This window comes from Maricaulis maris (assembly GCF_036322705.1).
Lineage (GTDB): Bacteria > Pseudomonadota > Alphaproteobacteria > Caulobacterales > Maricaulaceae > Maricaulis > Maricaulis maris_B.
Genome location: NZ_AP027270.1, coordinates 1153096 through 1173712, shown reverse-complemented (window position 1 = coordinate 1173712; position 20617 = coordinate 1153096). Strand labels below are relative to the sequence as shown.

Genomic DNA, 20617 nt, shown 5'->3' with positions numbered 1-20617 from the left:
CCGCCAAGTGCAAGTCAGGCGCGGCGCTGCGCCATCCGCACAATGAAGGCTTCAAGCCGCTCCGGCTCGATGACCAGCGGCATGTGACCACGCTCATCCATCGTTTCGATATCGGCCTCGGGCAAAGCCGTGCGCAGGGCCTCGATCTGCTCCGGTGCCGACAGGATACGGTCGCCCATGCCATAAAAGAGACCGACCGGATGGCTGATCTCTCCGATCCGCTCGGTGATCGCCGGCAGGTCGAGGGCAACAGCCTGAAGGTCCGTCGCTGCGCCATAGAAGGCGTCCGGCCGCAAGGACAGGAGGCCGCCGCCCCTGACCCGGAAATCATCCGGCACCGCGTCGGGCCCGAACACGAACGCCAGGGTTTTCGCGCCATTGCGGATCGACATCGGTACGGCCATGGTCTCCGCCACGAAGCGGCGCATGCCCGGATTGGCGATATCAATACCGGCAAAGGCGGCGGCCGGTTTGTCCGGCGCCTTGATCAGGGCCGAGACCAGCGCCAGGGCGCCAACCCGCTCGGGATGATTGACCGCCAGCGCCAGCGAGACCGCTCCGCCCAGCGAATGCCCCACGAGAAGCGGGGTCTCGATCCCCTCCTTCTCCAGCATCTCCGCAATCATGCGCGCCTGCTCGGGGATGCGGGCCTGTTCATCGCTGTCACGCTCGGACCAGCCGCACCCGGGCCGGTCGATGGCAATGGCGCGATAGCCGGCCGCCGCGAGGCGCTTGGTCATGGCGTAGGTGAAATTGTGCAGATTGCCGGCCAGGCCGTGGATCATCACGACCGGTTGCCCCTCGCCCATCTCGACCCAGTGCAGCCGCCCGCCGCGGACCTCGGTGAAGTGACCTTTTGGCGGTAGCGCCTTGGCGGCCTTGCCGGCGACCATGTGACTGAACCGCCAGGCAACCACCAGAGCGATGATGATCCCCAGGATGACGATGCCGAAGATGGCCAGAATGATACTGAGCATGATGCCCCCTCAGGACTTGCGTCGCGCGCCAACCATTGACTGCATGAGCGACCAGTAGCGGGTCGGGAAAATCCGTTCCATCCACATCATGATGTGGGCATCGCGCCCGACCAGGATGCGGGGTTTCTTGCGTGCCACACCGGCCAGAATGATCCGCGCGGCCTCGCTGGGCGGCATGACCAGAAGACGCTCGGTCTGTTTCTGCGCGGCCGCAATATCCTTCGGCGAAGCACCGGGAGGCGGCTTGGCGCTGGACGCGATCCGGGTTGCCACGCCACCGGGGTGAACCGTCGTCACGCCGATCGGGCTCCCCGCCAGCTCGTGGCGCAGCGCATTGGAAAAGCCCCGCACGCCAAACTTGGCCGCACTGTAAGCGGCCTGGCCGGCCGGCGCGACAATCCCGAATATGCTCGAGATATTGACGATATGGGCTTCCTCCACCGCGCGAAGCTGCGGCAGGAAAGCGCGCGTCATGCGGATGACGCCATGCAGGTTGATGTCGATCAGCCGCTCGAAATCCGCCTGCTCGACCTGCTCAAACAGACCGCCGAGTGCGATCCCGGCATTGTTGATCAGCAGGTGAACCGGCTCGCCCGCCGCCTCAACGTCACGCGCCAGCTGACGGATCGCGGCAGCATCCGCCATATCGACCACATAGGTCGACACCAAACGCCCATCGGCCCGCAAGGGCTGCGCGATGGCCTCAAGCCCGTCGGCATTGACATCGACGAGGATGAGATGAGCGCCCCGTCCGGCGAGGTCGGCGGCCAGGGCCGCACCGATACCACTCGCAGCGCCGGTAATCAGCGCGGTCCGGCCGGCATACTCGAAACGCCCGCTCATTCCGCCGCCTCCCGGACTTGTGTGTCGCGGACGGGGTCGGGCGCTTTGGTGAAAGTCATATAGCCATCCTCAAGTCGGCCAAAACGGATGGTCAGCATGTCCTGGACGTAGTTTTGATAGGTCTTCCACGGTGCCCGGTCGCCCTGCTTGGGCAGGTGCTTGATCGCACGCTGGACATAGCCGGACGAAAAATCGAGCAAGGGCTCGGGCTGGATATCCGCAGGCACGTTGGGCACGGCGACATCGGTGCCGGTCTTCTTCATGTGATTGAGCATGCGGCAGACCCGTTCGCAGGTCAGATCCACCTTCAGCGTCCAGGAAGCATTTGTGTAGCCGAACGCGAGCGCGAAGTTCGGAACATCGCCGAGCATCATCCCGCGATAGGTATAGAGGTCAGCCGTATCGAGCACCGCACCGTCGCGCGAAATCTGTGCGCCACCCGCCAGCTGCATCTCCAGCCCGGTCGCCGGAACAATGATATCCGCCTCGATGAACGCCCCGGACTTGAGGGCGATACCGGTCTCGGTAAAACGCTCGATATGATCGGTAACGATATCCGCCTTGCCGGACTTCAGCGTCTCGAAGAAATCCCCGTCAGGGGCCAGGCAGAAGCGCTGGTCCCAGGGGTTATAGCGCGGCGTGAAGTGCTTCTCGACGTCGAAACCCTCACCCAGCTCATCCTTGACTGCCTTGATCACGGCCTTCTTGACGACATTCGGCCAGCGCTTGGAGAGCTGGTAGATATAGATCGAGAGGCCGATATTCTTGATGCGGGACATCAGATAGGCGAGACGGGCGGGAAGCGCCTTGCGAAGGGCTTCAGCGACCTTGTCGGTCGACGGGCGCGCCGCGATATAGGTCGGAGACCGTTGCAGCATGGTGACGTGTGACGCCGTTTCGGCCATCGCCGGCACCAGCGTGACCGCGGTCGCGCCCGACCCGATGATCACCACCTTCTTGCCGGCATAGTCGAGTTCGGTATCCCACAATTGCGGGTGAACGATCCGCCCCCTGAACTCATCGAGACCGGCGAAATCGGGCACATAGCCCTGCTCATACCGGTAATAGCCCGAGCACATCATCAAGAAGCGCGCCGTCAGGACCTGCTCCGCGCCGGAGGCGTCTGTCGCGGTAATCCGCCAGCGTGCTGTCGGGCTGTCCCAATCCGCGGCAATGACGCGGTGGTTGAAGCGGATATGACGGTCGATCCCGTTCTCGGTCGCGGTATCGCGGACATATTGACGGATCGAGGGGCCGTCGGCGAAGGCCTTGCCTCCGGTCCACGGACGAAAGGCATAGCCGAACGTGTACATGTCACTGTCGGAGCGGATACCGGGATAGCGAAACAGGTCCCAGGTCCCGCCGATGGCATCGCGCGATTCAAGGATCGCATAACTGCGCCCCGGGCACCGGGTCTGCAGGTGATAGGCGGCGCCAATACCGGAAATGCCGGCACCGACAATGAGAACATCGAAATCAGGATCGGACATGCTTCCTCCATACCGCTTCTTCAGCGGCGTTGGAAAAGTGAACACCGTTTTCTGGTCAGTGCAAGAGTTTGCTGTCGTGGTGCGGGCTGCTGCGCCACTCCTGACGCAAAGCCGCTCAACTGAAATCAAGGGCGTCGAGCGACTGGCCCGTGAAACTCGCCCGCAGGGCACCGGCCCAGAACAGGCCGCCAAGGCCGACCAGGACACCCTCCGCCGGAAGCTGCCGCCGTCCGGCCTCGAGCGCGTGGTCGGCGTCGTCACAGACGTCCAGAATTGCGATTTCCGGACGGACGGCGCGCACGCGGGCCGCCAGTTGATCGGACGGCAGGCCCTTGTAGGCCTGCCCGATGATGACCCGGTCAAAATGCGGAAGCAGGCGCAACAACATGCCGTCGATATCCTTGTCGTGTGACATCCCCAGCAGCAGAATGGCGGCAACATCCCGCGTCAATTCCGCCGCTGCGGTGACTGCGGCCTCGACCGCGTCCGGCGTGTGCCCGACATCGATCAGCAAAGACGGCGATCCCGGCAGAACTTCAAGCCGGCCCTCGCAGCGCGCCGATGCCAAGGCGTCGGCAATCAGGCCAGGCCAGCGCGACGGCGCGACATCGTCCCGCGCGATGCTCGCGAGGGCGATTGCCAGCTCCAGGTTGTCGGCCTGCTTGGCACCGTGCAGCCCCGTCTCAACGCGGATCAGGCCCATCCCGTCATGTTGCAGGGTGATCGAGTGACCACTCAGACGGTCCTCGCTTGTGACCGGTCCGAACACCCGGTGCGGCGCCTCGATGCGCACACGTTTCAGGGCAGCGACCGTGGCGAGACTGTCCCACTCCGCCTCAAGTCCGCGCCCGACCAATACGCGTCCGCCCGGCGGCGCAATGTCCAGCTTGTCGAGGGCAATCTCGCGCCGCGTCGCTCCGAGCAGGGCTGTATGCTCCAGATCCACGCTGACGATCGCCGCCAGCGGCGCCTGCAGCAGGCGCGTCGGGTCATAGCGGCCGCCAATCCCCGCCTCGATGACCAGGCGCTCGCAACCTTCAGCCTCGAACAGGTACAGCGCAGCGAGGAACCAAGCCTCGAACTCACCAAAGCCGTCATCGGGATGGTTCTGCCGATCCCGTTCAATCGCCGCCGCGACCCGGGCCTCGGCTGCCAGCAGGGCCGCGTCATCCACGGGCTCGCCATTGATCCGGACGCGCTCATTGAAACGAAAGAGATGCGGGGATGTGAACGTGCCGACCCGCTCGCCGGCAAAGCCGAGGAGCGCCGTCAGCATGCTGGCCGTACTGCCCTTGCCATTGCTGCCGGTAATGACGATGGCGCGTTTGCCAAGGGCGGACAGATCAAGACCGAGCTGCCCGGCAAGCCTTGCGGTGCGGGCCAGTCCGATCCCCTGCCCGAAGCGCGGCAAACTCAGCGATGTCCGTTTCATGCCGCCCCTCCCAGCGCCGCGACCAGAATGTCTTCCCATATCTGCAGGGCGAGATCGGTCCGGCCGATGGCTTCGAGCGAGGCGAAACTGGGATTACCATTGACCTCGAGCACGACCGGCGTCTGCCCCGGAGGCTGGAAAAGATCAATTCCCGCAACATCCAGCCCCAGAGCCGCACTGGCGGCGCAGGCCAACTCGGCCAGGTGCGGATCGACGGACGTCCGGAAATCGAGCGGCTGGCCGCCGATCGCGAGGTTGCGCCGGCCCGGCAGGGGCAGCCAGGCGCCGCTGGGTGCGAGATCACCGGCCTTCATCCCCGCCGCCAGAAGCGCCTGGACGAAGCCGGCCTCGGGGATCGGACTCAGCGCATCGGCGCGCAGGCGATCATTCATGTACTCGAACCGCGCCTGCCAGCTGCCCTCGCCGGTTCCGACGAGACCGCCCTCGGCCTTGCAATACTGGAATCGCGCCTTCCCGCCGACAACCAGGACCCGGTATTCCGGTGCCGACACGACCGGCTGGATCACGATCTGGTCGTGGCGTCGGGCCGCCCGGCGGAGATAATCCTCGAGCTCGGCCGGGCCATCGATGCGCTCGGCGAAATCACCATGTGCGCCGCGATTGGGTTTGGCGAAGACCGGGAAGGACAGCGACCCGGATCGCGCCAGCAAGTCTTGCCCCTCGCGCCCCGGCGCCCGCAGGTGTTGCCGGGCTGTCTCCAGAAACACCAGCTCCGTCGGCACGCTCGCCAGGCCTGCGGAGACCAGCACGGAATGGGTGAAGGCCTTGTCTCGGGCAATGGTGTGCGCGGTCGCTGAGTTGCTCGGATAGGCACAGATCGCGCCGGCGCCGGACAGAACGCGTTGTCCACCCGCCTCGGCCGCGAACAGATACCCCTCGCCTCCGTCAAGGTCGATGAAGTGCCAGCCGCGCCGGGCACACACCTGGTCGACAAGGCGGGCGTTGAAAGGACGGGTATCGGAGGCGGAGCAGGACGGCATGGCGCCTTTTATCTGCTCTCGGCAGGCGGGAAAAGCGCAGCTTTGCGAGCCCCTTCCGATTGCCCGATCGCCGCGCCATGCTGCATCGCCACAAAATGTATGGGGCAAATGCATACCCGAGGGTCGATTTCCCGACGAACATCCTTACCTGTGGTGCCAGCTTTGTTTCTCAAGGATACCCGAATGACTTCGACTGACGCGCTCTTCAAGCCCTTCTCGCTGGGCTCGCTGGAATTGCCCAACCGTATCGTGATGGCCCCGATGACGCGCTCGAAGAGCCCGGGCGGCGTGCCCGGCCAGCCAGTTGTGGACTATTACCGTCGCCGCGCGGCGAACGCGGTCGGGCTGATCATTACCGAGGGCACCACAGTTGATCGCCCCGGCGCCAGCTTTGATCCGGCCATACCGAACTTTCATCAACCGGACTCGCTTGCCGGCTGGAAAAAGGTGGTGGACGCCGTCCACGCGGCCGGCGGCAAGATCGCACCGCAGCTCTGGCATGTCGGCCTTGCCCGCAAACCGGGAACCGGTCCGCACCCGGAGGCCAAATCCGACAGCCCGTCCGGGATCATGCCGGGCGGCAAGCAGGTCGGCGAGGCCATGAGTGCGGAAGACATCGCCGACACCATCGCCGCCTTTGCGAAGGCGGCCAAGGCGGCTGCAGAGATCGGCTTCGACGCCATCGAGCTGCATGGCGCGCATGGCTATCTGCTCGACCAGTTCTTCTGGGACGGCATGAATCAGCGCGATGACCGCTTCGGCGGCGGGCTGACCGAACGCACCACGATCGTGCAGGAGATCGTCAAGGCGGTCCGCAAGGAAATCCCGGCCGACCTGCCGCTCATCCTGCGCTATTCGCAGTGGAAGCAGCAGGACTACAACGCCAAGCTGGCTGAAACGCCGGATGAGCTGGGCGCATTCCTCGGCCCGCTCTCCGATGCCGGCGTCGACATCTTCCACGCGTCAACCCGCCGCTTCTGGATCCCGGAGTTCGAAGGCTCCGATCTCAACCTGGCCGGATGGACCCAGAAACTGACCGGCAAGCCGGCGATCACGGTCGGCTCGGTCGGCCTCAACTCCGACTTCATCGGCGCCTTCATGGGCGAGAACTCGCCCGCCGCCTCGCTGGACGGGCTGATCGAGCGGATGGAAAAGGGCGAGTTCGACCTTGTCGCCGTCGGTCGTGCGCTGATCTCCGACCCCGAATGGGCGGCCAAGGTCCGAGACGGACGTTTCGATGAGCTGGAAGACTTCAGCGCCGAAGCGCTGAAAGAGCTCGTCTAGGCACACGGGTCAGAGTGGTTTGGAGTCGTGAGCTGGCACTGCATGCGCCGGCTCACGACCTCACCGCAAGAGCCGGATGGGCATTGGCGGCACGCCAGGCCGGTATGCCTCCGGCGATCAGGCCCGCCCCGATACCGGCAGCCCGCGCGACGGCTGTGGGGCTGACGTCAAACAGCACGGGGATCTCCCAGACGGAGACAAGAACCTGACTGATCAGGTAGGCCAGCAAGGCGCTCGCGGTCATAGCCACGTCGGTCGCCGACCGGTGCATCATGGCTCGGGGCCAGATACCAGCGCGTGACCACCTCCGACGGATCGGACGCCGAGACCACTTCCTCATAGGCACTGAAACTTCCGACACGGGTTTCAAAAAACACCGGCCCTCTACCGGAGGCGTATAGGCACTCAAGGCCTCGCAGGAGGTCATGTGAAGCACGAGTGAGAGCCTCATCGACACTGGACCATTCTAGCTGCAGGAACCCGCACACCACTTCTGAGTTCAATCAGGCCCCTGATAGCCGCACATCGGTCTGTCCCGCCACGGCCCGGATTTCAGGGTGTCGATCGGGCAAACCCGGTTGGGGACCGCCCGGGGAAGCAGGGTGAGGCCGGGCGCCAAGGCGCCCGGCCAATTCAACTCAGAGCCCGCTCATCGGCAAGCACCACTCATTGCAATAGTCCAGGCATTGCCCGCACTCGAGATTGCCACGAGGCGTCCCGAGCTGGTCACCGAACGTGTCGTAACAATCGCTGAAACAATCACCGGTACAGCTGGCCCACGCTGCTGCCGGCGCGAAAACCAGCGACGGGGCCGCCAAACCTGTTCCCATCCAGCTGGTCATGCGAGTTCCTCCCCGAGAGTCCGGCGCGCCAAGCGAGCCGCCCCGTCGGAAGCGTGAGGACAGCGAATGGCCGTGAGAGAGAGAATGGTGCCCGGGGACAGATTTGAACTGCCGACACGCGGATTTTCAATCCGCTGCTCTACCAACTGAGCTACCCGGGCGCCGGGCCGATCCATCGCCGCGGCGACAATCGAGAGCGCGGTTTATAGGTCGGGCATGGAGACGTGTCCATGACCCTTTTCAGCGAATTCACAACCGGCGGCAGTGCTCGCCCACACCTGCCCCGACGAGGCTGCGCCCGGCTACTGGTCTTCTTCGGTCGGCGGGTTGTCCTCGGCCACATCGGCGGGCTCGCCCGGGATGGCGTAGGAGCCGCTGACCCACTTGCCCAGATCAACATCGGCGCAGCGTTTTGAGCAGAAGGGCTTGAAGTCGGGATGGGCCGGCTGACGGCAGATCGGGCATTTCATGGCGATAGCTCCTTTTTGGGGAGGTCGTTTGGAAAGAAGTCGGGTTCAGGACGGCTCAGGCACGACTGACGCGGCAGGCGTCACGCGGCAAGTCCGGGTTCTCGCCCAGTTCAAAGCGCGCGCCCATGCGCTCTGTCAGCGCAGCACGCCAGGCGATGGTGTCGCTTTCGAGCCAGGCGAAGACTTCAGGCCCCACTGTCAGGCGCTGCTTGCGCGAACGATCCGAGCGGGCTTCCGCATCGAGGCGGCGCAGCGCGGCCAGCGCGGCGGTCTCGATCGTGGGACGGCCATCGCGCTCCAGCATGATCTCGGACAGGGTCCGGCCACGACGCTGGCGGGCGATCTCGCCGACACAGAATTGCGACAGCGGCGCAACGTCGACCTTGGCGCGATCGCGCCGGAAGGCGCCGCGCAGGGTCTGCTCGACCGCCTTGCGATCCGGCTGGCCGCGCATGTGAACGAAATCGATGGCCAGGATGCCGCCGATTCCGCGCATGCGGGCCTGGCGGGCGGCTTCCTTGGCTGCGGAATTATTGAGCTGGATGGCGAGCTGGGCGGCATTGCCCTGCCCCTTGCGTCCGTCGGCATCGACGTCGAACGTCGTCATGGCGCGCGTCGTCTCGATATAGAGCGAGCCACCGCCGGGAATGGCGACCTTCGGCTCGAGCGCTTCATCGAAGGCGGCTTCGAGATCGTAGTCGGTCTCATCGGCCCATTGTGCCTCGGCATCGCCAAAGGTGCGGACCAGACGCTGGGCGAGAATTTCCGCCGGCTCGAGGCAATCGGGCGCCTCGCCCGCGTCGACCTCGACCAGGCTGAGATTGGGGCCCTTCTCGGCATAGGCCTCGCGGGCAACCCGCACGCCGATGGCGGCGCCCTCGTGCAGCCCCTTGGGGCGACCGGCCTTGCCGAAGGGCAGGAAGCCCTCCTCACCCACACCGAGGTCCACGAAAGCAGCGTTCAGGGCCGGTTCGACACGGCGGATGCGGCCGCGGAAGACCTCGCCCTCGATAGCCCGCTGGCCGGCTTCCGACCAGCGGTCGAGATGGAGCTCCACGATCCGGCCATTCTCGACCACGGCAGCCCGGGTCTCACCGATATTTTCCTCGATCAGGATTTGCCGGTTCATGCGGAACCTCCCTCGCCGATCCGCGCCGTGACGGGATAGCCCAGCCCGGTCAGCAGATTGGCGGTCTCGTAGAGCGGCAGGCCGACAACGCCGGTGAAGGAGCCGATCAGATTGATCACAAAACAGCCGGCCCGGCCCTGGATGGCATAGCCGCCCGCCTTGCCGCGCCATTCGCCGGACGCGATGTAGGCGTCGATCTCGGGCTTGGACAGGCGCTTGAACTTGACCCGTGTCTCGACAACCCGTGCCGCGAAACGGCCGTCCGGAGCGCGCGCGGCAATACCGGTAAAGACCCGGTGATTGCGGCCCGACAGAAGCGCCAGGCAATGCCGGGCCTCGGCCTCAACCTCGGTCTTGGGCAAGACCCGACGTCCGACACCGACGACGGTATCGGCGGCCAGCACAAAGGCATCGGCGGCGCCGGGATGGGCCATGGCTTTTTCCTGCGCGAGGCGCAGGGCCAGAGGTCCGGGCAATTCGCCGGGTATCTCGTGCTCATCGATATGAGTGGGTTCGACCGCGTCGGGGGTCAGCCCTGCCCCGCTCAGCAGATCGAAGCGTCGGGGCGAGGCACTGGCCAGAATCAGGCGCGGGCGGGGATTTGCCGGGTCGGCAAGCGTCATCGCGTCACCACGCCTGAACGGAGCTTACTTGAAGCGATAGGTGATCCGGCCCTTGGTCAGATCATAGGGCGTCATCTCGACCAGGACCTTGTCGCCGGCGAGGACGCGGATACGGTTCTTGCGCATCTTGCCCGCAGTGTGGGCAATGATTTCGTGTTCATTCTCGAGCTTGACCCGGAAGGTCGCGTTCGGAAGCAGTTCCGTGACTTCGCCCGGAAACTCCAACAGTTCTTCTTTAGCCATGCGGCTCCTCGTTTCTGACCCTGGGGTCTGACCCTGTGGGGGCTCATAATTCTGGGTGTTCTCACCGACTCGCCAAGCGGCCAGCGCACCGGAGCGCGGTGTATACTCCCCCTTGCGGGCAAAAGTCGAGTGTTCAGGCGCTTTTTGGCGTCGGCTGCCACTGCGCGATGCGGGCGGCTATGGCATCGCGGGTCTCGCGGTAGGCTGCGATCTTCATGTCACGATTGCCACCGGTCTCGCTGGGATCGGGGATAGGCCAGGCCTGGAACTCGGCCCCGGTGCGTGCCGCATACTCCCGGGCCATGCGATCCGCCGCCGTCGAGAGCGAGACAATCAGCTCCGCCGGTGGCTCGCCGACCCCGTTGAGGGCGATCGGCGAAAAGTCTTCCAGATCGACCTTCTTCTCCAGCATCACGGCGACCATGAAGGGATCGACAAAGGCGGCGGGAATAACGCCGCAGGACCGGGTCGAGACATCGGTGCCGAAACGAAGCTGCCAGAGGGCTGCGCCCATGGGCGACCGGATCGCATTGCGACCGCACACGAACAGGACTGAAGGCGGGATCATGACGCGGCCCGGCGGTGCAGGGCGCAGATCAGGGTAAACAGACGTCGGGCCGTGTCGAAATCGACATCGATCTTGCCGGCGAGCCGTTCGCGCAACAGGGTCGAGCCTTCGTTGTGAACACCGCGGCGCGCCATGTCGATGGCCTCGATCCGCTCGAGCGGGGCATCACGGACAGCCTCGTAATAGCTCTCGCAGATCAGGAAATAGTCCTTGATGATCCGGCGCAGCGGCCCCAGCGCAAAGACGAAACCACGAACCGGCGTGTCATCCTCAAGCCGGACGTCAAAGACCAGCCGGTCGTCTTCAATCGCCAAGCGCAAGGCAAACGGGCCATCGACCTCGCCATCCGGCCGGAAGCTGTTGCCCTCCAGCAGGTCGGCGATCGCGACGCGACGTTCATGGTCGGCATTGACATCGCCTGGCCCGATACTGACGCCATCGAGATCGATACGGACAATCTTGTCTCCGGGCTGGCTCATCGTGTCCGCGTTTCCCCATCCGTGTCGCCGAGATCGGCAAGGTCATGCTCCGGCCGGGCCGATGCGCGCCAGGAACGCGACAGGTCGGCAAGGACAACATCCAGGCATTCGACATCAAGGCGGAGCTCTCCGCCACCGGAAAATGTGCAAATCACCTGTCCCGACGGCAGTTCGCCCGGCTCGAACCGGATCGCGAGCAGGTTGACCACCGCATCCTCGGCACCCTGACGGATATTCTGGGAGCGGGCCGCTGTGACATGCCCGATCTGCAGGCCGCTGCGGACCCGGCGGTCGCGGCGACCGGCCTCCCAGCAAAACCGGTTGAAGCCCATCGTGAAACTGCGCAGGCGCCGGGAGTACTCGAAGTCACCCAGCAGGGCGACCGCGTCCTGGAGCGCGGCGGAGATCACCTCCAGATCCTGCTCATCGAGGGCCGTCAGCCGTAGGGGAGCCGTCATTGCACCGTGTCCTGTGGTTCAGGCCCCGTCCGGGAGCCGTTCGATCCGGGCCCCGCAGCCCGACAGCTTGGCTTCCAGGCGCTCGAAACCGCGATCGAGATGGTAGACCCGATTGACCACGGTTTCCCCCTCAGCGGCAAGGCCCGCAATAACCAGGCTGACCGAGGCGCGCAGGTCGGTTGCCATTACCGGCGCCCCGCGCAAGCGCTCAACGCCGCGAACGACCGCTTCATTGCCATGCACGGTGATATCGGCACCGAGACGGGCCAGCTCCGGCGCATGCATGAAGCGGTTCTCGAAAATCGTTTCGCGAATAACCGAAGAGCCGTTGGCCAGCGACATCAAAGCCATGAATTGCGCCTGTGCATCGGTCGGGAAACCCGGGAAGGGCTGGGTCTCGATATCGACGCTGTCCAGCTTGCTGCCATTGCGGGCGACGCGGACCCCGTCGGTCACCGCCTCGACGGTCACACCGGCCTCATGCATGGCCGACCACAGCGCCTTGTTGTGGCCAAACACAGCGCCCTCGAGCACCGCGTCACCACCGGCGGCAGCCACTGCCAAGGCATAGGTCGCGGTTTCGATCCGGTCGGCAACCACCCGGTGGGTCACACCGGACAGGCGCGACTGCCCCTGGATGCGGATGGTCGAGGTAGCGGCCCCCTCGATCGTGGCCCCCATCGCCGTCAGACAATCAGCGAGGTCACCGATTTCCGGCTCGCGCGCCGCGTTCTCGATCACCGTCTCGCCGCGGGCCAGCGCCGCCGCCAGCATGGCGTGTTCGGTCGCACCCACGGATGCGAAGGGCAGGTCGATCTCGCCGCCGACAAGACCGCCAGCCGGCGCCCTGGCGGAGACATAGCCTTCGGCAATCTCGATCTGTGCCCCCAGCGCCTTGAGCGCCTTGAGGTGAAGATCTACCGGCCGGGCCCCGATCGCGCACCCGCCGGGCAGCGAGACGCGGGCATGCCCCTCTCGCGCGAGCAGGGGGCCGAGAACGTTGAAGCTGGCCCGCATCTTCCGCACGAGATCGTAGGGCGCAAAGGTATCGGCGATGCTGGCCGCGTGCAGACGCAGCTCGGCGTTGGAACCATCGGACACCTCGACACCCAGCTTTTCCAGCAAATTCCCGAGAAAGCGGCTGTCCGCCAGCAACGGCATGCGGGTCAGCGTGACCGGCTCATCTGTCAGCAACGCAGCGGCCATCAGCTTCAGGGCAGAGTTCTTGGCTCCGCTGATATCGATACGGCCTTCAAGGCGCGCGCCGCCCTGGATGACAATACGGTCCATGTGAACTCCTTAGACACTGATGCCCGAAACGGGGTGTGCACCATCCCACGGCCCGAAGCGGGCGGCATTATGACAAGTCGGCGGGCTTTTCTGAGGCGCTTTGTGCAGCGTCACTGTCATTTTCCGGCTGGTCCTTCGGGGCCGCCTTCGCCGCTGCCTTGCGGCGCCGGAGGTTTGCGCGCAAAGCCTCGGCCAGACGCGCCTCCCGGGAGTTCGGGTCCGGTTGCTCACGCTTCGGGCGCGGCGGCTTGGCGGGGGGATTGGTGGGCGTGTTCATGTCATTGGTCATGTCGAACGCTGCACATCACGTCAAGACACTCTTGGCGTGGCGGCAGGCTTGCGTTATATGCCCGGCTCTCGTTCGCCGAAAGGCAACCCGGCGCCGCTATAGCTCAGGGGTAGAGCGTTCCCTTGGTAAGGGAGAGGTCGAGTGTTCAATTCACTCTAGCGGCACCATTACTTCCCATCTCCGACACCTATCGATTTCCGCCGACAGGCTTGTCGTCCCGGATTGTTCTGCTATTGCCTGCGGGGAACGGGTCGCGCGGGGGCGAGGCCTTGGGGACTTGAAGCGGGACCGGGCATTGCACGTCTTTCAATCTGATTGGGTTCGCGCCACCGCGGCGCTGGTGGTGTCTCTCGCCGGAGCCGCGGCCCTGGTGGCGGCGAAATCACCACTGCCGACCGAAGCGGCGGCTGAACCGGTCGTCTACACGATCATCAACATGACTGAACGCATGGCCGACCGGCAGGCCTGTCCGCTGGATCTGGCGCGAGTGCGTGAGCAGATCGAATCAGGATTCGCGCAGACCGGTCATCAACTCGAATACAGCCCGCTCGCCGATGGACCGGAAGTTCTGCTGCACGAGCTTTCGGCCGAGATCGCAGTCGGTACCGGCCAAGCGACGTCATCCTGCGCGTGGACGATCCGGGTCAGCTATCAGGGCCAGTCCCATACCCAGGAAGCCCATGCGGCGCCCTCGCAGGCACCGGATGCCCTCGACGCCATCGCCCTGGAAGTCGGAGCCCTGCTGGTCACCTCAGCCCGATGACGGCCTTTTTCGCTGAAACCCCTCCCCGCGAGACCGGCTATCTCCCGGTCAGCGACGGCCACACCCTGTACTGGGAGCGTTGCGGCAATCCGGATGGCCTGCCCCTGGTTTTCCTGCATGGCGGCCCGGGCTCGGGCCTGTCCGCCAAATTCCGGCGCATGTTTGACCCGGACCGCTACGATCTCATCCTGTTTGATCAGCGTGGGGCGGGGCGCTCGACACCTCATTTGTCGCTGGACGCCAACACCACGGCACACCTGGTCGCTGACATCGAAGCCTTGCGCCAGCATTTCGGTTTCGCCCGCTGGATGGTGTTCGGCCCCTCATGGGGCTCCACGCTGGCACTGGTCTATGCCCAGGCCCATCCGCAGGCTGTAAGCGCCCTGATCGTCGAGGCCGTCTTCACGGCCCGCCGGGACGAGCTGGACTGGTGGCACGGCGCGGACGGGGCGCCCCGTTTCTTCCCGGACGCCTTCAGGACTTTCATTGCGCCGGTCCCCGCCCCTAACCGCGCAACGCCACAGGCCATCGCGAACTGGTATCTGGATGCCATGCAGGACGAGATCGCGACCGGACTGCCCGACCTGGCTGGCTTCGAGGACCCCGCGACGCCGCTGGACGCCTTGCGTCGGTCCGCCGTCTATCGCTGGACCGAGTATGAGGACCGCCTCTCCTATCTCGACAATCCGCCGGAGGCCGTGCGCGCCGGCCTGATCCCGCGCGGCCGTAATTTCCTCGCGGCGCACTCGCTGATCGAGGCGCACTACTTCGCCAATGCCTGCTTCCTCGCTGATGGCGAGATTTACGCCAAGGCCGATCGTCTGCGCGACATCCCGATGGCGATCCTGCATTCGCGCTATGACATGGTCTGTCCGGCACGCAGCGCCTTCGATCTGGCCGAGGCTTGCCCGCATGCTGATTTCCGGCTTGTGCCGGTCAATGGTCACGGGATGACGGAAGCCACCCAGCTCGAGCTGAACAGGTTGATGGACGGGGTGAGCGGTCGCATCCGCTGATCAGGCGGTTGGAGCGACCGGCCTCCAGGCGTGAATGGCCAGCGTCACGCTGCCACCGGTAAAATCACTGCCCACGGCCGTCAGCACAATCGGCGTATCAGCATAAAAGGCGGTCGGCCCGATCACCCCCAGATTGACGGCACCGGTCGCGACGCCCAGCGAGCCACCGAACTTGGACGTCTCACCGGCGATTCCACAATCGAACGCGCTGGCCCCGCTGATTGCCTCAGAGGTCCGGACCGAGACGCAAAACACCACGGACCGCGCCGGGATCACGATCGGACTGACCACGCTCGCTCCGGAGAGGTCGGAGACAGTTTGCTCGATCACGATGGCTTCTGTCGCCGCACCATGGCTCCCTGCGGCCAGGACATGTGTCGGCGGCGCCGCGCGCCAGTGGCCGGACAGGGCGGCCCAGACGACCTCACAGGCCTCATCGCGGACATGAATCCGCCAGCCATCGCGCGGCGCGTAGCGGGTCCAGGCGCCATCGCGGTAGACAGCAAGGTCACCGACGTCGAAGCCCGACCAGTCATCGCCACTGGCGCCTTCCGGAAGGATCCACGCCTCCCCCTCGCCCGGGCTGATCGGCTGAACAGCTTCGATCCGGCTCTCGACCACCGTTCGGACCAGGGCATCAAGCCGCAGCAGCGCTTCATTCACCGTGACGTGCTTTTGCGCCTGGGCCGGCATGACAAGCGGCAGCTCAAGGGTCGGACTGATCTGGGACATGGGCTTTCTCCTCGCTGGCCCGCCAGTCTGTGGCAAGATGGGCGGGTGGAGATAAGCATTCGCACTGTCCTCGCTTGATCGGTGCACTTGACGCACGCGCCGTGCGCGCTTTTTCTCCCGCGCAGAATGACAACAGGCTGGTCGAGGAAAACCGGGCATGACTGACACTATCCGCACGCTCGCCGGGGATTTCCCGTCACAAACGCCGGACAGCTGGGCCGCTCTGGCGCAGAAGGCCCTGCGCGGTGCCGACCTCGACGAGACGCTGGGCCGGACCACAATTGACGGCCTGCCCCGCGGACCGGTCTTTTTCGCCCGCCCGGACGGCTCGCATGCGGTCGACGCAGCACCACGGGATCTCTACCTGCCCTGGGGGATTCGCCAGACCCTCGTGGAAGCGGGTCCCGAGCGCGCCAACGCCGCCGCGCTGGACGATCTGATGGGCGGGGTGTCAGAGCTTGAATTGCGGCTCGATCCGACCGGACAATTCGGCCTCAAGGCCAATGAGATCGAGCTGCTGGACGCGGCGCTCAAGGGCGTCGATCTGACCATAGCGCCGATCCATCTCGACAGCCTTGGCGGCCAGGGTCACCACGCCCACCTGCTGTTGACGCTGTTCGCGCGGCGCCGCATCGATGGTGAGACGGTCGAGGGCGGGCTCGGCCTGCACCCGGTCGAACGCGCGGCGCGCCAGGGCGTTGCGCTGGACGACCAGTGCTTCCCGAAGGCGAAGGCGCTGACCGAGCTGGCCCAGGCGGCCTTCCCCAATCTCAAGATCTTCCGCTGTGACGCCGCCCACATGTTCGAGGCGGGCGCGAGCGAGAGCCAGGAGCTCGCCATCATGGCGGCCTCGGCAGCGACCTATATGCGGCTGATGATGGAGACCGGTCTCGACGCCAACAGCGCCGCAAAGGCCGTCGAGGCCCGACTGGCGGCCGATGCCGACATCCACCTGACCATCGCCAAGCTGCGCGCTGCCCGCCGCATCTTTGCCCGCATCGCCGAGAGTTTTGGCGCGACAGGCGAGGCCCGTCGCCTGACCCTGCACGTGACGACGGCCCGCCGGATGCTGTCGGCCAGCGATGCCTGGACCAATCTGATCCGCAATGCCTGCGCCGGCTTTGCTGCGGCTGCCGGTGGCGCCGATGCCATCACGGTCCGCCCGATGACCGAGGCGATTGGCCGCCCGACCGGCTTTGCCCGCCGGGTCGCGCGCAATCTCCACATCCTGCTCGCCGAGGAGAGCCATCTGGGGACCGTCACCGACCCGGCCGCCGGATCCTATCTGCACGAGACACTGGCCGACAGCCTGGCGCAGTCTGCCTGGGCGCAATTCCAGGAGATCGAGCGCCGCGGCGGTCTGGCCGAAGCCTTTGCCTCCGGCTGGCTGCAGGGCGAGATTGCCCGCTCCCGCGCCGCCTATCTGGCTCGTATCGAGAGCGGCCAGACCCCCATTCTCGGCATCACCCAATATGTCGACCCGGATCCGCGTGCCGTTGAGACGGAGGGGACATGGCCCGAGCCGGATGCACCGGAGACTGCCCTCACCGCGGTGCGATTCGCCGCCGGCTACGAGACCAGCAAGGAGGCCGCCCAATGACCCAGTCTCCCGATTTCACCGCGATCGACCTTGGCGACGCCCGCAGCCCCGGCACGGGCTCCCGTGACCCCTGGACGCCCGCTGAGGGCATTCCGGTCAAGTCGCAGTACAGACATGAGGACTCGGACGGGATCGACTTCCTCGGCTCCGTGCCCGGCGCGGCGCCCTTTGTGCGTGGCCCCTATCCGACCATGTTCGGCCAGCGCCCGTGGACGATCCGGCAATATGCCGGTTTCTCGACGGCAGAGGACTCCAACGCCTTCTATCGCCGCAACCTCGCTGCCGGCCAGAAGGGCCTCTCGGTGGCCTTCGACCTCGCCACACACCGGGGCTATGATTCGGATCACCCGCGCGTGGCCGGTGATGTCGGCATGGCCGGGGTGGCGATCGATTCGATCTATGACACCCGCACCCTGTTCGACGGCATTCCGCTCGACCAGATGTCGGTTTCGATGACCATGAATGGCGCGGTCCTCCCCATCATGGCGCTCTATATCGTCGCCGCCGAGGAACAGGGCGTGAAACCGGAGCAGCTGTCCGGGACGATCCAGAACGACATCCTCAAGGAGTTCATGGTTCGTAACACCTATATCTACCCGCCCCTGCCCTCGATGCGGATCATCTCGGACATTTTCGCCTACACGTCCGAGCACATGCCGCGCTTCAACTCGATCTCGATCTCCGGCTACCACATGCAGGAAGCCGGTGCTCCGGCCGATCTCGAGCTGGCCTATACGATCGCCGACGGGCTGGAGTACATCCAGACGGGTATCGAAGCCGGGCTGGATGTGGACACCTTCGCGCCGCGTCTCTCCTTCTTCTTCGGCATCGGCATGAATGTCTTCATGGAGATCGCCAAGCTGCGCGCCGCGCGCCTGCTCTGGGCCAAGCTGGTGAAGGAGCGCTTCAATCCGAAGTCGGACAAGTCGATCTGCCTGCGCACGCACTGCCAGACATCGGGCTGGTCGCTGGCGGCACAGGACGTGTTCAACAATGTCGGCCGCACGGCACTGGAAGCCATTGCCGCCGTTGATGGTCACACCCAGTCCCTGCACACCAATTCGCTTGATGAAGCGCTCGCCCTGCCAACCGATTTCTCGGCCCGCATCGCGCGCAACACCCAGCTTCTTCTTGCGGGCGAAGCGCATCTTTGTGACGCCATCGATCCCTGGGGCGGATCCCACTATATCGAGCGGCTGACCCATGACCTCGCCGCCCGCGCGCTCGACCATATCGCCGAAGTCGACGAACTCGGCGGCATGGCCAAGGCGATCGAGGCCGGTATTCCCAAGCTGCGGATCGAGGAAGCCGCCGCCCGGACCCAGGCCCTGATCGATAGCGGTCGCCAGACCATCACCGGCGTCAACAAGTTCCGCCTCGATGAGGAAGAGGATGTCCCCGTCCTCAAGGTCGACAATTACCTCGTCCGCAAGCAGCAGATCGAGAAGCTGGAGCGCCTGCGCGCCGAGCGTGACCCAAAGGCCGTACAGACCGCGCTAGACGCGCTTACAGAGGCTGCCCGCACGGGCAATGGCAATCTGCTCGCCCTCTCCGTCGATGCCGCCCGGGTCAAGGCCACCGTCGGCGAGATCTCCGACGCCATGGAATTGGCCTTCAACCGTCACGTTGCAAAGATCCAGACGGTAAAAGGGGTCTATGGCCAGACTGCGGGCGATGATGACCGGGTCAGACAGGCTCGCTCGGTCGCCGCCGCCTTTGAGGCCCGCTTCGGCGAGAAACCGAAAATCCTCATCGCCAAGCTGGGCCAGGACGGCCATGATCGTGGCCAGAAAGTCGTCGCCTCCGCCTATACCGATCTGGGCTGGGACGTCGTCGTCGGCCCGCTCTTCCAGACGCCGGAGGAAGCCGCCGAGCTGGCGGTTGCCGAGAAGGTCCACGCCGCCGCAGCCTCCTCGCTGGCGGCCGGCCACCTCACCCTCGTCCCGGAATTGCGCAATGCGCTGAGCGAGCGCGGCCGCGAAGACATCCTGGTCATCGTCGGCGGCGTGATCCCGCCGGATGACGAGCCCGTCCTGCGCCAGATGGGCGCCGCCGCCGTCTTCCCGCCCGGCACCGTCATCGCCGACAGTGCGCTGGTACTTCTGGAACGCATGGGCATGGAGATCGACGCGGCCGACGCCGACTGATCGACCTGTCAGGCCGGTTGTGGCAGGATCATGTCTTATGCCCGACCGGCATCTGTCATGGAGGTCTGAATGCGCCTGTTTCTGATCCCGCTCGCCCTTGCCGCCTCACTTGCGGCCTGCAGCTCCGGCCCGACGTCTTACGGGCCGGCGGACGGCAGCGATCGCGGCTATTCGCAGACCCGGATCGAGCAGGACCGCTACCGCATCCGCTTCGCGGCGGGCGCCGATATGGACTTCGACGAGGTCGAGCTGATGGCCCTGCGCCGTGCCGCCGAAGTTACGCTGGAACAGGGCGCAGACTGGTTTCTGGTCACGAACCGCCAGTCGAGTGGCAATGACCGCAATCCTGTCGGCGTCTCAACCGGTGTGAGCGTGTCGTCAGGCTCGCGCGGCTGGTCTTCGCGAGGTGCTGGTATCGGCCTGCGGTTTGACGCGTCAGCGGGAGAGAAATCGGTCTCGCTCGAAATCCTTGTCCGGTCGGGACCGCGCCCGTCAGACGGCCGCGCCTATGACGCGCGCGAAGTGCTGGCGAACGCAGCCGGGCACTAAACCGCCCGAGCGGCCAGGACGGTCAATCGACCAGCAAGCCGAGCTCGCGTTGCTTCTTCTTCGACAAGCCCGCAGCGACCAGCGCATGCGATCGCTCGAGATAGGCTTCCAGATCAGACGTGGACAGGCCATCGGGCTGGTAATGCTGGATCCAGCTCATGCCCCGCGAGGCGAGATAGGGTGCCGGACGGAGCCCGGGCTGTTCCTGAAGGATTTCAAAGGAAAGCGGCGTCACCTTGAACGAAATTCCGGCGTAAGCCCGATCCGACCACCCGGCCACCGCAAACACTTTGCCACCGACCTTCCAGACATCAGCGCCACCCCATTGAACCACATGGGAGGTCGCGGTCAGCCCGCGACAGAAACGGTTGAACCGATCGCGGTCCACCGGC

General features: G+C 65.3%; 23 protein-coding genes and 2 tRNA genes. 7 read left to right on the top strand and 18 right to left on the bottom strand.

Going from position 1 to position 20617, the window contains the following annotated elements; all coding sequences use genetic code 11:
- Positions 1 to 14: 14 nt before the first annotated feature.
- The 5 genes from AAA969_RS05405 to AAA969_RS05385 form a co-directional block, all read right to left on the bottom strand.
- Complete coding sequence (locus AAA969_RS05405) at positions 15 to 977, bottom strand: alpha/beta fold hydrolase (RefSeq protein ID WP_338244396.1); 963 nt, start codon at positions 975 to 977, stop codon at positions 15 to 17.
- A gap of 9 nt (positions 978 to 986) precedes the next feature.
- A complete protein-coding gene (locus tag AAA969_RS05400) occupies positions 987 to 1820 on the bottom strand; it encodes an SDR family NAD(P)-dependent oxidoreductase (RefSeq protein ID WP_338244394.1) in 834 nt (277 codons plus the stop codon).
- Positions 1817 to 3310, bottom strand: coding sequence for a flavin-containing monooxygenase (locus AAA969_RS05395; protein WP_338244392.1), 1494 nt, complete (start codon positions 3308 to 3310; stop codon positions 1817 to 1819). Before AAA969_RS05395 ends, AAA969_RS05400 begins: the two co-directional genes overlap by 4 nt.
- Positions 3311 to 3425: 115 nt before the next feature.
- The gene (locus tag AAA969_RS05390) at positions 3426 to 4742 is read right to left on the bottom strand and encodes a bifunctional folylpolyglutamate synthase/dihydrofolate synthase (RefSeq protein WP_338244390.1); all 1317 of its coding nucleotides are present in this window, start codon (positions 4740 to 4742) and stop codon (positions 3426 to 3428) included.
- Positions 4739 to 5743, bottom strand: coding sequence for an ATP-grasp domain-containing protein (locus AAA969_RS05385; protein WP_338244388.1), 1005 nt, complete (start codon positions 5741 to 5743; stop codon positions 4739 to 4741). The genes AAA969_RS05390 and AAA969_RS05385 overlap by 4 nt, the downstream gene beginning before the upstream one ends.
- Positions 5744 to 5926: 183 nt before the next feature.
- Here AAA969_RS05385 and AAA969_RS05380 point away from each other — a divergent pair, with 183 nt between their 5' ends.
- On the top strand, positions 5927 to 7027 hold the full coding sequence (locus AAA969_RS05380; protein ID WP_338244386.1) for an NADH:flavin oxidoreductase: 1101 nt from the start codon (positions 5927 to 5929) through the stop codon (positions 7025 to 7027).
- A 52-nt stretch (positions 7028 to 7079) separates the two neighbouring features.
- Here the strand turns inward: AAA969_RS05380 and AAA969_RS05375 are convergent, their stop codons facing one another.
- The 11 genes from AAA969_RS05375 to murA all read right to left on the bottom strand — a co-directional run bounded on the left by AAA969_RS05375 (position 7080) and on the right by murA (position 13129).
- Positions 7080 to 7277: a hypothetical protein gene (locus AAA969_RS05375; protein WP_338244385.1), complete on the bottom strand. Its 198-nt coding sequence runs from the start codon at positions 7275 to 7277 to the stop codon at positions 7080 to 7082.
- 388 nt (positions 7278 to 7665) lie between these two features.
- Complete coding sequence (locus AAA969_RS05370) at positions 7666 to 7869, bottom strand: hypothetical protein (RefSeq protein ID WP_338244383.1); 204 nt, start codon at positions 7867 to 7869, stop codon at positions 7666 to 7668.
- 85 nt (positions 7870 to 7954) lie between these two features.
- Positions 7955 to 8030, bottom strand: a tRNA-Phe gene (locus tag AAA969_RS05365).
- Positions 8031 to 8171: 141 nt separating this feature from the next.
- Positions 8172 to 8339 carry a DNA gyrase inhibitor YacG gene (locus AAA969_RS05360; protein WP_338244380.1) on the bottom strand — a complete coding sequence of 56 codons (168 nt, stop codon included), beginning with the start codon at positions 8337 to 8339 and terminating at the stop codon, positions 8172 to 8174.
- Positions 8340 to 8394: 55 nt separating this feature from the next.
- The gene (locus tag AAA969_RS05355; RefSeq protein ID WP_338244378.1) at positions 8395 to 9468 is read right to left on the bottom strand and encodes a ribonuclease E/G; all 1074 of its coding nucleotides are present in this window, start codon (positions 9466 to 9468) and stop codon (positions 8395 to 8397) included.
- Positions 9465 to 10091: a Maf family nucleotide pyrophosphatase gene (locus tag AAA969_RS05350; protein WP_338244376.1), complete on the bottom strand. Its 627-nt coding sequence runs from the start codon at positions 10089 to 10091 to the stop codon at positions 9465 to 9467. The genes AAA969_RS05355 and AAA969_RS05350 overlap by 4 nt, the downstream gene beginning before the upstream one ends.
- 24 nt (positions 10092 to 10115) lie before the next feature.
- Complete coding sequence (gene infA, locus AAA969_RS05345) at positions 10116 to 10334, bottom strand: translation initiation factor IF-1 (protein ID WP_011643070.1); 219 nt, start codon at positions 10332 to 10334, stop codon at positions 10116 to 10118.
- 133 nt (positions 10335 to 10467) lie between these two features.
- Positions 10468 to 10902, bottom strand: coding sequence for a low molecular weight phosphatase family protein (locus AAA969_RS05340; protein WP_338244371.1), 435 nt, complete (start codon positions 10900 to 10902; stop codon positions 10468 to 10470).
- Entirely contained in the window at positions 10899 to 11381 is a 483-nt protein-coding gene (locus AAA969_RS05335; RefSeq protein ID WP_338244370.1) for a UPF0262 family protein, read from the bottom strand. Before AAA969_RS05335 ends, AAA969_RS05340 begins: the two co-directional genes overlap by 4 nt.
- Positions 11378 to 11839, bottom strand: coding sequence for a DUF2948 family protein (locus tag AAA969_RS05330; protein ID WP_338244369.1), 462 nt, complete (start codon positions 11837 to 11839; stop codon positions 11378 to 11380). Before AAA969_RS05330 ends, AAA969_RS05335 begins: the two co-directional genes overlap by 4 nt.
- Positions 11840 to 11857: 18 nt before the next feature.
- Complete coding sequence (gene murA / locus AAA969_RS05325) at positions 11858 to 13129, bottom strand: UDP-N-acetylglucosamine 1-carboxyvinyltransferase (RefSeq protein WP_338244368.1); 1272 nt, start codon at positions 13127 to 13129, stop codon at positions 11858 to 11860.
- A 381-nt stretch (positions 13130 to 13510) separates the two neighbouring features.
- Here murA and AAA969_RS05320 point away from each other — a divergent pair.
- From AAA969_RS05320 to pip, 3 genes are all read left to right on the top strand, one after another.
- A tRNA-Thr gene (locus tag AAA969_RS05320) sits at positions 13511 to 13585 on the top strand.
- A gap of 128 nt (positions 13586 to 13713) precedes the next feature.
- On the top strand, positions 13714 to 14181 hold the full coding sequence (locus AAA969_RS05315) for a hypothetical protein (protein ID WP_338244367.1): 468 nt from the start codon (positions 13714 to 13716) through the stop codon (positions 14179 to 14181).
- Positions 14178 to 15197, top strand: coding sequence for a prolyl aminopeptidase (gene pip / locus AAA969_RS05310; protein WP_338244365.1), 1020 nt, complete (start codon positions 14178 to 14180; stop codon positions 15195 to 15197). Before AAA969_RS05315 ends, pip begins: the two co-directional genes overlap by 4 nt.
- Here the strand turns inward: pip and AAA969_RS05305 are convergent, their stop codons facing one another.
- Positions 15198 to 15929: a DUF2793 domain-containing protein gene (locus AAA969_RS05305; protein ID WP_338244363.1), complete on the bottom strand. Its 732-nt coding sequence runs from the start codon at positions 15927 to 15929 to the stop codon at positions 15198 to 15200.
- A gap of 157 nt (positions 15930 to 16086) precedes the next feature.
- Between AAA969_RS05305 and AAA969_RS05300 the strand changes: the two genes are divergently transcribed.
- The 3 genes from AAA969_RS05300 (at position 16087) to AAA969_RS05290 (ending at position 20225) form a co-directional block, all read left to right on the top strand.
- Positions 16087 to 17529: a methylmalonyl-CoA mutase family protein gene (locus tag AAA969_RS05300; protein WP_338244361.1), complete on the top strand. Its 1443-nt coding sequence runs from the start codon at positions 16087 to 16089 to the stop codon at positions 17527 to 17529.
- Positions 17526 to 19676, top strand: a complete 2151-nt coding sequence (gene scpA, locus AAA969_RS05295) for a methylmalonyl-CoA mutase (RefSeq protein ID WP_338244359.1) — start codon at positions 17526 to 17528, stop codon at positions 19674 to 19676. Before AAA969_RS05300 ends, scpA begins: the two co-directional genes overlap by 4 nt.
- Positions 19677 to 19745: 69 nt before the next feature.
- Positions 19746 to 20225 (top strand): CC0125/CC1285 family lipoprotein, encoded by a 480-nt coding sequence (locus tag AAA969_RS05290; RefSeq protein ID WP_338244357.1) that lies wholly within the window; start codon positions 19746 to 19748, stop codon positions 20223 to 20225.
- A gap of 22 nt (positions 20226 to 20247) precedes the next feature.
- Here AAA969_RS05290 and AAA969_RS05285 read toward each other — a convergent pair whose 3' ends face one another.
- Positions 20248 to 20613, bottom strand: coding sequence for an MmcQ/YjbR family DNA-binding protein (locus AAA969_RS05285; RefSeq protein WP_338244354.1), 366 nt, complete (start codon positions 20611 to 20613; stop codon positions 20248 to 20250).
- Between the last annotated feature and the right edge of the window lie 4 nt (positions 20614 to 20617).

Excerpts from the sequence above, each read along its gene's own strand:
- AAA969_RS05405 (WP_338244396.1), bottom strand. The coding sequence starts at position 977 with ATGCTCAGTATCATTCTGGCCATCTTCGGCATCGTCATCCTGGGGATC.
- AAA969_RS05400 (WP_338244394.1), bottom strand. The coding sequence starts at position 1,820 with ATGAGCGGGCGTTTCGAGTATGCCGGCCGGACCGCGCTGATTACCGGC.
- AAA969_RS05395 (WP_338244392.1), bottom strand. The coding sequence starts at position 3,310 with ATGTCCGATCCTGATTTCGATGTTCTCATTGTCGGTGCCGGCATTTCC.
- AAA969_RS05390 (WP_338244390.1), bottom strand. The coding sequence starts at position 4,742 with ATGAAACGGACATCGCTGAGTTTGCCGCGCTTCGGGCAGGGGATCGGA.
- AAA969_RS05385 (WP_338244388.1), bottom strand. The coding sequence starts at position 5,743 with ATGCCGTCCTGCTCCGCCTCCGATACCCGTCCTTTCAACGCCCGCCTT.
- AAA969_RS05380 (WP_338244386.1), top strand. The coding sequence starts at position 5,927 with ATGACTTCGACTGACGCGCTCTTCAAGCCCTTCTCGCTGGGCTCGCTG.
- AAA969_RS05370 (WP_338244383.1), bottom strand. The coding sequence starts at position 7,869 with ATGACCAGCTGGATGGGAACAGGTTTGGCGGCCCCGTCGCTGGTTTTC.
- AAA969_RS05360 (WP_338244380.1), bottom strand. The coding sequence starts at position 8,339 with ATGAAATGCCCGATCTGCCGTCAGCCGGCCCATCCCGACTTCAAGCCC.
- AAA969_RS05355 (WP_338244378.1), bottom strand. The coding sequence starts at position 9,468 with ATGAACCGGCAAATCCTGATCGAGGAAAATATCGGTGAGACCCGGGCT.
- AAA969_RS05350 (WP_338244376.1), bottom strand. The coding sequence starts at position 10,091 with ATGACGCTTGCCGACCCGGCAAATCCCCGCCCGCGCCTGATTCTGGCC.
- infA (WP_011643070.1), bottom strand. The coding sequence starts at position 10,334 with ATGGCTAAAGAAGAACTGTTGGAGTTTCCGGGCGAAGTCACGGAACTG.
- AAA969_RS05340 (WP_338244371.1), bottom strand. The coding sequence starts at position 10,902 with ATGATCCCGCCTTCAGTCCTGTTCGTGTGCGGTCGCAATGCGATCCGG.
- AAA969_RS05335 (WP_338244370.1), bottom strand. The coding sequence starts at position 11,381 with ATGAGCCAGCCCGGAGACAAGATTGTCCGTATCGATCTCGATGGCGTC.
- AAA969_RS05330 (WP_338244369.1), bottom strand. The coding sequence starts at position 11,839 with ATGACGGCTCCCCTACGGCTGACGGCCCTCGATGAGCAGGATCTGGAG.
- murA (WP_338244368.1), bottom strand. The coding sequence starts at position 13,129 with ATGGACCGTATTGTCATCCAGGGCGGCGCGCGCCTTGAAGGCCGTATC.
- pip (WP_338244365.1), top strand. The coding sequence starts at position 14,178 with ATGACGGCCTTTTTCGCTGAAACCCCTCCCCGCGAGACCGGCTATCTC.
- AAA969_RS05305 (WP_338244363.1), bottom strand. The coding sequence starts at position 15,929 with ATGTCCCAGATCAGTCCGACCCTTGAGCTGCCGCTTGTCATGCCGGCC.
- AAA969_RS05300 (WP_338244361.1), top strand. The coding sequence starts at position 16,087 with ATGACTGACACTATCCGCACGCTCGCCGGGGATTTCCCGTCACAAACG.
- scpA (WP_338244359.1), top strand. The coding sequence starts at position 17,526 with ATGACCCAGTCTCCCGATTTCACCGCGATCGACCTTGGCGACGCCCGC.
- AAA969_RS05290 (WP_338244357.1), top strand. The coding sequence starts at position 19,746 with ATGCGCCTGTTTCTGATCCCGCTCGCCCTTGCCGCCTCACTTGCGGCC.